Consider the following 12,674-nt stretch of genomic DNA (forward strand, 5'->3'; position numbering starts at 1 on the left):
TCAGCAAAAGCTGCGCCAGCAAATGCGACGATAGCTGTTGTTGTAAGAAGGATGCTTTTCATGGATTTATTCCCTCGTGTTGTGCATTCCCAAGAATGCCAGTGTTACTAGCATTGAGGTCTAACTGCGCCTTACCGGCTGCACACTCAAGCTAAATGGACCCGCCGAATGTCAGTCTAAAAAAAATGGTGCATCAAGGACACACCGCCATTTCAGCCATGACATCTGCGGTAAATATCCCTATTTCCGGTGCAAACCCCATCTAATCCATGTTTTCAGGAGCGTTTCATGTCCCTCGCCGATATTCAGGCACGTATGTTGACCGCCTGCACCGCCGCCGGTCGGCAGGTTTCGGACGTCAACCTGATTGCCGTATCCAAAGTGCAGCCCGATGCACGTGTCGCTGCCGTCCTTGACCAAGGGCATCGAATCTTTGGCGAAAACAAAGTGCAGGAGGCGGCAGGCAAGTGGCCCGCGTTCCGCGCACAGTATCAAGGTGTCGCGGTCCACCTGATTGGCCCGCTGCAAACCAACAAGACCCGCCAAGCGATGGAACTGTTTGATGCCATCCACACGGTTGACCGGCCAAAGCTGGCGACAGCCCTTGCCCGGCTGGCGCAGGACATGGGGTCCTGTCCCGATTTGTTCATTCAGGTGAACACCGGCGAAGAGCCGCAAAAGGCGGGCGTGCTGCCCGCCGATGCCGACGCATTCGTGGCCGAGGTGCGTGCGCTTGACCTGCCCTTGACGGGCCTGATGTGCATCCCCCCCGTGGATGAGGAACCATCGTTGCATTTCGCACTGCTTGCCAAGATCGCAGCGCGGAACGGCCTAAAGGGTCTGTCGATGGGGATGAGCGGTGACTTTGAAACCGCTATCGCGCTTGGCGCGACCCACATCCGCGTCGGCTCGGCCATCTTTGGCGCGCGTGTGCCGGGGTGAGCGACTATAACCCACCCAACGATCCGCTTGTCATTCTGCATGATGATCACGAGGTGATCCTTGTCGATAAACCCAGCGGCCTGTTGTCGGTGCCCGGCAAGGGGCCCGGTCTGACGGATTGCCTGATGGCGCGGGTGCTGGCCGTCTTTCCGACCGCGCTGCTGGTGCATCGGCTGGATCGTGACACATCGGGCGTGATGATATTTGCGCTGACGCCCCATGCCCAGCGCCATCTGGGGCTACAGTTTGAAAAGCGGCAGACGAAAAAGACGTATATCGCGCGGGTCTGGGGCGAAATGACCGAAAAGACGGGCACAGTTGATCTGCCCCTGATCGTGGATTGGCCGAACCGGCCAAGGCAGATGGTGGATCATGAAAACGGCAGGCAGGCGCAAACCGACTGGCGCGTCATGCGCAGCGGAAAGGGCGAAACCCGCGTCAAGCTGACGCCACGCACCGGGCGGTCGCATCAACTGCGGGTGCATATGCTGGCCCTTGGGCATCCCATATTGGGCGATCCGTTCTATGCAACCGGCCCCGCGCAGGACTTTCCACGGCTAATGCTACATTCCGAAACGCTGCAGTTCCGCCACCCCGATGGGGGAAAGGGCATACGCGTCACCGCAAAATGCCCGTTCTAGGTATTTCCCAGAAACGCCTGCACCGCTGCAACCTCGCTTTGGGCAATCTCGTGTCTGCCGGAATGCCAAATTAATTGAACATCCGCGCCCTGCTGCGCAAGATAAGTGGCAAGCGCCTGGGTCTGGGGCGCGAGGCAAATCGGGTCGTGTTGCCCGGCCGTAATCAGTACGCGCCGCCCTTTCAGACCCGGTTGCGGGGCCGGGGTCCATGGAATCAGCGGATGCAGCAAGATCAGATCATCGACAAGATCGGGGTGCTGCAAGGCGACAGCCGCCAGAATATTGGCCCCGTTTGAATAGCCAAGCCCGACAGTGCGCGATGGCAAGGCAGACGCAATTTCATCGGCGATGAACGCTGCCATGGTCGCCGTCCGGTGCGCCAAATCATCCATATCATAGACGCCTTCGCCCCTGCGACGGAAATACCGCAGCGCGCCACCCTCTGCCACGTCACCGCGTGGCGACGTGATATGGGCATCCGGCATGACCTGTTCGGCAAACCCGTGAAACTGGTCTTCGGTGCCGCCGGTGCCGTGAAACGTCAGAAACAGCGGTTGGTCCGCTGCTCCTTTCGTGCGCTTTGCAACATAGGTCATGTCAGTCGTCCAACGGCTGCAGCAGACCTTCCAGACGCGCACGCAAATGTTCGTGCTGGCTGGGCAGTTTCAGAGCCTCGCCCAGATGGGCCGTATCTTCATCCCGATCAAAGCCCGGCTCGTTGGTGGCCACCTCGAACAGAACACCACCTGGCGTGCGGAAGTAGATCGCATAAAAGTAGTCGCGGTCGATAACCGGCGTGACCTGATAACCCGTGTCGATCAGCGCCTCGCGCACCTCCAGCTGGCGGGCACGGTTTTCGACGGCAAAGGCGATGTGGTGAACGGACCCGGCACCCTGTTGGGCGCGGGGGGCATCTGGCGTCACCTCGAGGTCGATCACGTTCGCATCATTGCCGCCCGGCACGATGAAGCGCGTGACATTGTCCTGCGTGTCACCCTTTTCATAGCCCATGAACTGCAACAATTCGCCGGTCACGTCTCCGTCGCGCAACCGCATGTCAGCCGAATGGAACCCCCGGATACCCATTTCCGCGCTCACGCCATTGCCGGTCCATGGGCTGCGTTCATCATCGCTTTCCACCAATGCAAAGCCGTCGCCATCGGGGCCGTCAAAAAGCACGCGCTTCTGACCAAAACGGGTATCTTGGGACAGGCCCGTCACGGCAAACGTGGCCAGTCGGTCAAGCCAGGCCTGCGATGAACCCGTCGGAATACTAAACGACGCGCGGCCCACTTCGCCCGCACCATGTGTCCCGCGCCCGGCATTGGGGAATGGGAAATAGGTCATGACTGTGCCGGGGGTCCCGGCCTCATCCCCGTAGTAGAGGTGATAGACGTCGGGGGCATCAAAGTTCACTGTCTTCTTGACTCGGCGCAGGCCAAGGACATTGGTAAAAAACGCGTTGTTTTCGCGTGCATCCCGCGCAATCGACGTGACGTGATGCAGACCTTTGATTTGTTTGATCATGGTATCTCTCCTATCCGTTGCGGCATAGATAAAGAATTCATGATCGCGCTAAAGGCCAAATGGCGCACCTATTTGGTGCGCCGACGCACATGACGCTATTCGGCAGCCCAGCCTGAAATCACTTTTACCTCTAAAAACTCCTCAATCCCCCAGACACCGCCTTCGCGGGCGCGGCCGGACATCTTGACGCCGCCAAAAGGCGCGCCCGCAGCGCGCGACTTGCCGTTCATCTCGACCATGCCAGAGCGCAGGGCGAGGGCCATGCGATTGCGCTTGGCGCCATCTTGGGACTGGACATAGTTTGTCAGACCATAAGGCGTGTCATTGGCAATAGCGACCGCCTCTTCCTCGGTTTCGAACGGAATGATGGACAGGACCGGGCCAAAGATTTCTTCGCGCGCGATCCGCATGTCATTATTCACGTCCGCAAAAATCGTAGGGCGCACAAAATACCCCCGGTTCACACCCTCGGGCAGACCAAGACCGCCAGCGACCAGACGGGCGCCTTCCTCGATGCCCACAGCGATCATGCTTTGTATCTTTTCCCACTGGGTCTTGTTCACAACCGGCCCGATATGCCGGCCCGGCTCGCTTGCAGGGCCGACACTGATCTTGCCCGCGACCTCGGCTGCGGTTTCAACGGCCTGGTCATAAATCGACCGCTCCACCAGCATCCGGGTCGGCGCATTGCACGATTGGCCAGAGTTTTGCATGCACTGGATAACGCCACGCTTTACCGCCTTTGGATCGGCATCCGCAAAGATCACGTTCGCGCCCTTGCCACCCAGCTCCAGCGTCACGCGCTTGAGCGTTTCAGCCGCCGCAAGCGAGATCGCCTTGCCCGCACGCGTCGATCCGGTAAAGCTGATCATGGCCACGTCATCATGGCGCGACAGCTGACTACCCACACCCATGCCATCGCCATTCACCAGATTGAACACACCATTAGGAACGCCGGCATCATGAACAAATTCGGCAAACAGGATCGACGATAGCGGTGCCTCTTCGGACGGTTTCAGCACGATCGTGCAGCCCGCCAGCAGGGCGGGGATCACCTTGAGCGTGACCTGATTCATCGGCCAGTTCCATGGGGTGATCAGGCCGACAACGCCAATCGGGTCCAGCGCAATGCGATCATTTGGGGTATGCGGCCCCAGCGGGCGGATCCACTCCACCTCCTCGAATGCGGTCAGGAAATTTTCAAGGTGCCACGGAAGGCATGGCGCCTGACTGTCACGGGCCATGTCGATGGGGGCACCCATTTCAAGACTGATGGCCGCGGCCATTTCTTCTTTGCGATCTTCGTACTGCGCCAAGATCGCCTTGACATATTTCGCGCGCTCCGCCGGTGCCGTCGCTGACCATGCGGGGAATGCCTCGGTCGCCGCTTCAACCGCGCTATCTGTATCGGCCTGATCACCCAGCGAAATAATGGCGCACGCTTCCTCGGTTGATGGATCAATGACAAGACAGTCGCGGGCCTTGACAGGGGCAACCCAGTTGCCGTTGATGTAGAAGTTGCGTTTGTCGATCATGTCCAAACTCCTGAAGTATTCATCTAAGGTGTCGCACCGCCGCTGATTAAGCACAAGCGGCGGTGGCGCTGACGGTGCTTAATCACTATATTGATCAATATTTACTACCTACAAGGAGCATCGCAATGAGCTTGCGCATTAACGATACAATCCCCAACCTCACGGTTGAAACCGATCAGGGCACATTTTCCCTGCACGAATGGATCGGCGACAGCTGGGCGATCCTGTTTTCACACCCCAAGGATTTCACGCCCGTTTGCACGACCGAGTTCGGCGCCGTGGCACAGCTTGCCGATGAATGGGAAAAGCGCGGCACCAAGGTTATGGGTATCAGCGTTGACGGGGTCGAGGACCATAAGAAGTGGAAAGGCGATATTGAATCTTTTGCCCAAGCCAAGGCCGGTTTCCCGATCATCGCGGACGAAGGGCTGGAAGTCGCGAAAGCCTTCGACATGTTGCCTGCCGACGCTTACCTGCCCGATGGACGCACCCCGGCTGACAGCGCGACAGTGCGGGCGGTCTTTATCATCGGACCGGACAAGAAGCTGAAACTGTCGATGACATACCCGATGAACGTAGGCCGCAACTTTGCCGAAGTGCTCCGCGCGCTGGATGGCCTGCAAACTGCAAACGGCAAGGGCGTCGCAACGCCCGCGAACTGGAATGTCGGTGATGATGTGATCATCCCGACGTCGGTCAGTGACGCGGACGCAACGGCCAAATATGGCGCCTTCACGACTGTACTGCCATACCTGCGGACAACAAAACTAAACGACTGATCTGCCACGCGACCAGACGGGCCCCGCCAACATGCGGGGCCTTTTTCGTTTCAGGCCCGAGATGACATCGCGAGGCCAAAGACGTTTCTGCATCTTCGATTCCCCCCCCCAAAAAAGCCGATCATGCACGCAACTGTTGTGCAACCTTCCTTCGAATCCACGAACGGCCAGCAAAGCGCCCAACGGGACCACTCCCGTATTTTCTTGATCACGGTCCGTTTGAAAATTGATCTTGATCAGCCGTCAGGCCATGCGCTGCGGTATTCAAAGCCACGAATATGTTAGTAGGAGGGTAGAAAATGACTAATAAACCATCAAAATCCTTGCGTCAGCTTTTGAATGGCGTTGCCGTTTCGGGGCTCGCCCTTGGGGCTCTTACCCTGACGACCGTCATGCCGTTTGATGTTTTGGGTGGCGCAGCACTTGCGCAGCACGACGGCGAAGATGGCCATGATGGCGAAGAAGGTTCAGGCGGCAACGGTCCTGGCCAACCCGGCGGTAATCCCAATCCCGGCGGCGGCGGGCAAGGGGGCGGCGGTCACGACGGCGAAGATGGCGGTCACGACGGCGACACCGGGGGCGGCGAACCTGATTCTGACTCCGACGGGCGCGGACCAAACTACGGGCAGCCCGGTGATGCTGACACGCGGGGCGGCAGGCCCGTCTGGGCGCAGGAAGGCATACCAGAGGTCGAGATGGGCAGGCTGAACGTCGTCCGCGCACCTGCAAGGGTATTGGATCAGGCGCTGGCCGAAGCGCTTTTGACGTTTACGCCGGAAATGGCGGCGTTCTATAATCTCAGCCTTGATGATGCGATTGAGACGCTGCGCACCGAATTCGGCGACCTGACCATCATCGATTCGCCCCTGCAGAATCTGGGATTGCTGCGGGATGCGCTGGACGGGACATCCGACCTTGCCGCGCTTGGCGTTACATCTTCGGTCAACACCCTGATCCCTATTTTTCTCGGCGTGGCGGCCGACAAGACCGTCGAGATCACCCCGGATACGGCCTATGCGGTCGCGTACATCTTGGGTTTTGAACTGACGGCCGCGCAGGCGACACTGCTTGCCCAAGAGGCCGACGATGTCCGCGAGGCCGTGCTTGAAGGGCATGGATAAATCTGGAGCAGCGTCTGCCACGCAGGCTGGCCCACGCCAACAAGACCAAAAACAAGGATACGAGTGATGAAACCGATAACAATTACTGCGGGCGCATTATTTGCCGCAATCTTCATTGCGCCAGCAGCACAGGCCGAAGTGCAACCGGCGATATTTGGGGCGGAACAACCCCGCAACGAGAGCGTTTTCTACGTGCCCTATGCTCGGTTTGGGTTGGGCGCTGAATCTGCACAGTTCGATGATGCCTATTGGGAATCTCCGGGTCAGGATGATCCGCGGGTGTTCTTTGATCTGCCCGACGAGACCGGCGCGATGGGATATGCGGCGTTGGGTGTGGACTGGGGCAAAGGTGTGCGCGCTGAAATCGCTGTGCTAGGCTTTGGTGAAAAAGGTGTTGCCGGACCTTGGTCCTATACGGAACCCGCCAGCGAAGGGCCCCATGCGTCGATGTCAGGGACCGTTTCATCGGGCGCGTTGATGGCAAATGTCTTTGTGTCGCCGCTTGAGGTACAGGGAAATACCGGGCGTTTTCAGCCGTTTGTGATGGCAGGGATCGGTGCCGCGCGAAATGATATGGGTGATTGGACACGGACAAATCCCGACAAGATCGGAAACGAAGTGCGGAGCTTTGAAGGCGACGCCAACACGGATGTTGCGTGGGCGATTGGGTTGGGTGCGGCCTGGCAAATCGGGGAGCGGGGGCAGAAGCCGGTGATGCTGGAACTGATGTACCAACATGTCGATCTTGGGCGCGCCCAAGGTGGCAGCATGCCGTTACCCGGCTCTGAAACCTCGGAGCCGCGCGAGCCGTTTGGTTTTGATGTGAAAACCGACGTTGTGTCAGTCGGGGTCCGTATCCCGATCCGCTAAGGGCACAAGAAACGGTTGACCTGCCCCAATAGAATGGGGCAGGTCGCGTTATTTTTACTCTTCGGAAGCGTCTTCTTTGGCCAGTTCCTGACCTGTCGCCTGATCAACCATCTTCATGGCCAAACGCACTTTGCCACGATCATCAAAGCCCAAGAGCTTGACCCAAACTTCCTGACCTTCTTTCAGAACGTCGGACGGATGGTTCAGGCGCTTGTTCTCGATCTGGGACACGTGGACCAGGCCGTCGCGCTTGCCAAAGAAGTTCACGAAGGCACCAAAATCGACAAGTTTGACGACAGTACCCTTGTAAATCTTACCTTCTTCGGGCTCTGCCACAATCGAATAGATCATGTCATAGGCGCGCTTGATCGCCTCGGCATCGTTGGACGCCAACTTGATCACGCCGTCATCATTGATGTCGACCTTCGCACCGGACACTTCCACGATCTCGCGGATAACCTTGCCGCCGGACCCGATAACTTCACGTATCTTGTCGACAGGGATCTGCATCGTTTCGATCTTGGGCGCATGGACGCTGAATTCCTGCGCGCCGGTCAGGGCTTTGCCCATCTCGGTCAGGATATGCAGACGACCGGCTTTGGCCTGATCAAGCGCCTTGGACATAATGTCGGGTGTGATACCCGCGATCTTGATGTCCATTTGCAAGGATGTGATGCCGTTTTCGGTACCCGCAACCTTAAAGTCCATATCGCCAAGATGATCTTCGTCACCAAGGATGTCGGACAGGATCGCATAGGAACCGTCGTCCTCCATCACCAGACCCATCGCGACACCAGCGACGGGCGCCTTGAGCGGCACACCGGCGTCCATCATCGACAGCGAACCGCCGCAGACAGAAGCCATCGAGGATGAGCCGTTGGATTCCGTGATCTCGGACACAACGCGGATCGTGTAGGGAAAGTCGGTTGCCGCAGGCAGAACCGCCTGAAGCGCACGCCATGCCAGTTTACCGTGACCGATTTCGCGACGGCCCGGGCCAGACACACGACCAACTTCACCAACAGAATAAGGTGGGAAGTTGTAGTGCAGCATGAAGTTCGACTTGTACATGCCGGTCAGCGCGTCGATCATCTGCTCGTCATCGCCGGTGCCCAGCGTCGTCACGACAAGACCTTGCGTCTCACCGCGGGTGAACAGCGCCGAACCGTGGGTCCGTGGCAGGATGCCAGTTTCGGACACGATCGGGCGGATTTGGTCGAGCGCGCGACCGTCGATCCGTTTGCCGTTTTTAACAACATCGCCGCGCAGAACGGCTGATTCCAGCTTTTTCAACGCAGGACCAAGGTTGCCGTCGGCTTTTTGTTCGTCCGTCAGCGCGTCAATGATCGCGGCCTTGGCGGCGGAAACCGCGCCGGTCCGTTCTTGCTTGTCGGTGATCGCATAGGCGGCACGCATCTTGTCTTCACCAGCGGCTTTGACGGCTGCCGACAGCGCGGAATAGTCGACCGGCTGGAAATCAAACGGCTCTTTCGCGGCAACTTCGGCAAGGTCGATGATCAGGTCGATCACTGGCTGAATGCTGTCGTGTGCGAATTTCACGGCGCCCAGCATTTCTGCTTCTGACAGCTCGTAAGCCTCTGATTCCACCATCATAACGGCGTCTTTGGTGCCTGCGACAACAAGGTCCAAACGCTGCTCTGGGTTCAGGCGCAGGTTGTGCATGTCGTCGATTTCCGGGTTCAGGATGTATTCGCCATCCACAAAACCAACGCGGCACGCCGCAATCGGGCCACGGAACGGCGCACCGGAAATGGTCAGCGCTGCCGAAGCCGCGATCATTGCGACCATGTCAGGATCGTTCACCATGTCGTGCGACAGAACGGTACACATCACCAGAACTTCGTTCTTGAAGCCGGGGACGAACAGCGGGCGAATAGGGCGGTCGATCAGGCGGGACGTCAGCGTCTCTTTTTCAGTGGGACGCGCTTCGCGCTTGAAAAAGCCGCCTGGTACTTTACCGGCAGCGTAATATTTCTCTTGATAATGGACGGTTAGGGGAAAAAAGTCCTGACCGGGTTTTTGCGTACGTGCAAATGTCACGTTAGCCATGACGCTGGTTTCGCCCAGCGTCGCAATGACGGAACCATCCGCCTGACGGGCAACTTTGCCCGTTTCAAGTGTGAGCGTATCCTGCCCCCACTGCATCGATTTTTTCACTTCGTTAAACATCATGTTTTCCTGTTTGGCCTGTTTGGCCTTTTGCGTAGGGGGCGTATTCCCCCTCATTCCGGTATCTTTTTTGTCGGGCGCTGGAATGCGGGCGCCGGCTCTCAGATTGGCGGGCCATACCGCAAATTGAGGGTATTGGGAAGGGGAGTGACGCAACACGTCCCGGGCCACATATCGCCATCGCCCCGCAAAGCGTGGTTAACGCATGAAATAAAGGGGCGGGACAGCCTATGGAACGCGTGCCGAACCCGTACAGACTGCGTACGCACGTTTTATACGTTTTTGCGGGTTAATGCACCGCGCGGGTGGCATCCGTTAAGGACAGGTTAATTCCGGTCGTGGCGTCACTTGCCGGTCTCGTCATCGACGACTTCGGCTTCCATGACGTCGGTCGTTGCGGGCAGATCGGCGTCGGTCGAGCGGCCCACGATCAAGGGCAGCATTTCGGTTCCGGCGGGCATCGCGACCTCGCCTGTGGGCGGGGATTTCCAGGCCAGCGTGTCGAACGATCCGCAATTGCCGCAGGTGGCCGCCCATACGGGGTGAATGTGCTGGCAGTTTTCGCAAACCCACTGTGGACCGCGGGGCGCTGTCAACGCGCGGGTCAGCCAGCCGCGCACGACGGAATCGTCGGCACCGGCACCACGTTCGATCGCGGCCATCAAGGTCAGCGCGCGTGCCGTCGGCTTGGTCTCGACCAGATCGCCCAAGGCGCGCTTGGCTTCGGGGAATTCTTCGGCGGCGATGTGCAGTTCAGCCAACAGCATTTTGGTTTCCGGATCGTCAGGCGTTGATTTCACCAGCGCGTGGAACCGTTTCAACCGGGCCTGTGGCGTTTCATCCGCCACGATTTCAGCGAATGCGGCGGCAAGGTCCGGATGTGGTTGCGCGTTCCAAGCCTTGACCAGCACCCGTGTCGCGTAGCGGGCATTGCCATCGGCCAGATAACCGCGCGCGGCCATGACCGCAGCCGGGATCAGGTCAGGCGACAGGCGGTTCGCCTCGATCGCGGCTTCGCGGGCTTCGATGGTCTTACCGCTGTCCAGAATGTCGCGCGCTTCGGACAGGGCCAGCACGGCGTCGCGCCGTTTATGCACATCGCGCGGCAGGCTGCCTGATTTGAGTTTGGCGGTCAGGGTTTGACGCGCGCCGGCCCAGTCGGATTTTTCCGCCTGCAAACGCAGCAGCACATCCTGTGTCTCTTCATGCCGGGGCTTCAGCGCGAACGCCTTTTGGGCCAGCAGCAGCGCGGTGTCGGTATCCCCCTCTGCCAGCTTTTGCTTCATGATCCCACGCACCCCGACAAAGCGGGTCTTGTTGTCGGACAGCAGCTTTTTATAGGTGTCTTCGGCCTTGCGCCGGTCGCCCGTCATTTCGGCGGCCTGCGCGGTTAGCAGGTTGGTCAGCTGCGGTTGTTTCAGGAACTTTTCGGCGCGCGCGGCCTTTGTCATGGCAAGGTGCCCTTCGCCAGAGGCAAGCGCCATCATGCCTTCGGACAACGCCTCGTAACCTTTGCGTTCGCGGTTGCGATCAAAGTAGCGCGAAATCGCGGTTTCATCGCCATTCAGGAATTTGAAGGCGGCGACAAGAAACGTCAGAATCTTGAGCCCCAGCCAGACCGACACGACAAGCACGACAAGGCCAAAGACGACCTCGATCGGTTGCAAGGTGAATTCGTCAGCCCCGGTGTTCACGGTCAGGCCGCCATCCATGTCCATCAACATGGTGCCGCCATACGTCAGCGCGATGATTGCCGCGACGAACGCCAGGATTTTAATCAAGGACCAGAGCATGGGTTTCGCCTTTAGTTATCATTCAGGGATGTAGCGAGGATATCGACGGCATCAACCGCGCTTGCACGGGCTTCGGCTGCCGCCAGCCAATCGGACATTTCGGCGCGGGCGACTTCGGGCAGGGCGGCGATTTCAGCCAGCGCATCGGCCAAGCGCCCAGCGCTTACCGCAGCTTCGGCGCGCGACAGGATTGCGTCGGCGTCGGCACCTTCACGGGGCGCGACAGAGCGGACTTCGAATTGGTTGCGCAGAAACGCACCGATACCTGACGATGGTTCACCCGCAACACCTTCGGCGCGGGCAGTGGTCAGGGCGGCGCGGGCGACGTCGGGAAATGCGGCTTGCAGGCTGGCCAGCGTCGGCACGCCGTCCTGTACCGCCAAAAGGGCGTCGGGTGCGGGGCCAGCAATGGCGTCTTCCAGATCCGCCAGCGCAGCACCAAAGGGTGCGCCGCTTTCCAAGGCGGTCTGGATGCGCGCAAGTGCCGCACGCCCTGCGGCTGTGCGGGCGGCGGTGGCGGCATTTTCTTCGATGGCGGCGGCTTCGGCGCGGGCATCTTCGATCTGGGCCATCGCGGTGCCAGCCATCGTTTCCAACTGCGCACGCAGGCTGTCCAGTTCGGCCTCATAGGCGGTGATCGCGGGGGCGGCGCCGTCGCCGACAGGTATCTGCGGCAGGTTGGCAATTTGCGTGTTCAGCGCCGCGACCGCATCGTTCAGTTGCCCGCGCAGGTCTGCGACATCTGCAGACAGGGCAGACTGTGCGGCTTCGATCCCGCTCAGGTCGACGGGAGAGGGCGCGGGGATCGCCGCGATTTCCTGTTCGAGCGATGTGATTTTTGCCGCTTGCCGGGCGATTTGATCCGACATGCCGTTATCTGGCGCGACACTGGTCAGCGAGGCAACGGCAAAGCCGATTGCGCCAGCGATGATGCCCCCCAAGACAAGCGGAAAGAAGCCACTGCGACGCTGGGGTTGTGGCGCTGGGGCTGGCTGCTGGGCGGCTGGTTCGGCTATTTTTTCCGCAGAGGTGGCTACTTCTTGCGCAGATGCCGCAGCTTTGGGCATGGCAGGTTCTGGGGTGTCGTGGACTTCGGGCGGAATTACGTCCAACACGACCTGAGTCGATTCGTCAGGTTTCGCCCCGTTTTCCACTGGGTTTTCGGTCTCTGACGGTGTCTCGCGACCCCTGGCAGGTTGTTTTGCCACGTGTTCACCCTTTCTGCGCCCCCACCCGCCGAAAAGACAAGTGTCAGCGTACCTTATCGTGCATGGCA

Annotated in this window: 11 protein-coding genes; 5 read left to right on the forward strand and 6 right to left on the reverse strand. The window is 59.3% G+C overall.

Features of this window, described 5'->3' with window-relative positions; translation table 11 throughout:
- Positions 1–288: 288 nt before the first annotated feature.
- Positions 289–942 (forward strand): YggS family pyridoxal phosphate-dependent enzyme, encoded by a 654-nt coding sequence (locus tag QZ196_RS07785; protein WP_296425247.1) that lies wholly within the window; start codon positions 289–291, stop codon positions 940–942.
- Positions 939–1,583 (forward strand): pseudouridine synthase, encoded by a 645-nt coding sequence (locus QZ196_RS07790; RefSeq protein WP_296425248.1) that lies wholly within the window; start codon positions 939–941, stop codon positions 1,581–1,583. Before QZ196_RS07785 ends, QZ196_RS07790 begins: the two co-directional genes overlap by 4 nt.
- Here the strand turns inward: QZ196_RS07790 and QZ196_RS07795 are convergent.
- The 3 genes from QZ196_RS07795 to QZ196_RS07805 form a co-directional block, all read right to left on the reverse strand.
- Positions 1,580–2,179, reverse strand: a complete 600-nt coding sequence (locus QZ196_RS07795) for an alpha/beta hydrolase (RefSeq protein WP_296425249.1) — start codon at positions 2,177–2,179, stop codon at positions 1,580–1,582. The genes QZ196_RS07790 and QZ196_RS07795 overlap by 4 nt on opposite strands.
- Position 2,180: 1 nt before the next feature.
- The gene (locus QZ196_RS07800; protein ID WP_296425251.1) at positions 2,181–3,110 is read right to left on the reverse strand and encodes a VOC family protein; all 930 of its coding nucleotides are present in this window, start codon (positions 3,108–3,110) and stop codon (positions 2,181–2,183) included.
- Positions 3,111–3,205: 95 nt separating this feature from the next.
- Positions 3,206–4,645: an aldehyde dehydrogenase family protein gene (locus tag QZ196_RS07805; RefSeq protein ID WP_296425252.1), complete on the reverse strand. Its 1,440-nt coding sequence runs from the start codon at positions 4,643–4,645 to the stop codon at positions 3,206–3,208.
- Between the two features lie 125 nt (positions 4,646–4,770).
- On the opposite strand from QZ196_RS07805, the gene QZ196_RS07810 reads away from it, so the two are divergent.
- The 3 genes from QZ196_RS07810 (at position 4,771) to QZ196_RS07820 (ending at position 7,415) form a co-directional block, all read left to right on the forward strand.
- Positions 4,771–5,424, forward strand: a complete 654-nt coding sequence (locus tag QZ196_RS07810; protein WP_296425253.1) for a peroxiredoxin — start codon at positions 4,771–4,773, stop codon at positions 5,422–5,424.
- 299 nt (positions 5,425–5,723) lie between these two features.
- Positions 5,724–6,545 (forward strand): hypothetical protein, encoded by an 822-nt coding sequence (locus QZ196_RS07815; protein WP_296425254.1) that lies wholly within the window; start codon positions 5,724–5,726, stop codon positions 6,543–6,545.
- Between the two features lie 66 nt (positions 6,546–6,611).
- Entirely contained in the window at positions 6,612–7,415 is an 804-nt protein-coding gene (locus QZ196_RS07820; RefSeq protein WP_296425255.1) for a hypothetical protein, read from the forward strand.
- A 54-nt stretch (positions 7,416–7,469) separates the two neighbouring features.
- Here QZ196_RS07820 and pnp read toward each other — a convergent pair whose 3' ends face one another.
- The 3 genes from pnp to QZ196_RS07835 all read right to left on the reverse strand — a co-directional run bounded on the left by pnp (position 7,470) and on the right by QZ196_RS07835 (position 12,606).
- A complete protein-coding gene (gene pnp / locus QZ196_RS07825; protein ID WP_296425256.1) occupies positions 7,470–9,605 on the reverse strand; it encodes a polyribonucleotide nucleotidyltransferase in 2,136 nt (711 codons plus the stop codon).
- 344 nt (positions 9,606–9,949) lie between these two features.
- On the reverse strand, positions 9,950–11,398 hold the full coding sequence (locus QZ196_RS07830; RefSeq protein ID WP_296425257.1) for a heme biosynthesis HemY N-terminal domain-containing protein: 1,449 nt from the start codon (positions 11,396–11,398) through the stop codon (positions 9,950–9,952).
- Between the two features lie 11 nt (positions 11,399–11,409).
- Positions 11,410–12,606: a hypothetical protein gene (locus QZ196_RS07835; RefSeq protein ID WP_296425258.1), complete on the reverse strand. Its 1,197-nt coding sequence runs from the start codon at positions 12,604–12,606 to the stop codon at positions 11,410–11,412.
- Positions 12,607–12,674: the final 68 nt, after the last annotated feature.

It is taken from the genome of Yoonia sp. (assembly GCF_017854565.1).
GTDB lineage: Bacteria > Pseudomonadota > Alphaproteobacteria > Rhodobacterales > Rhodobacteraceae > Yoonia.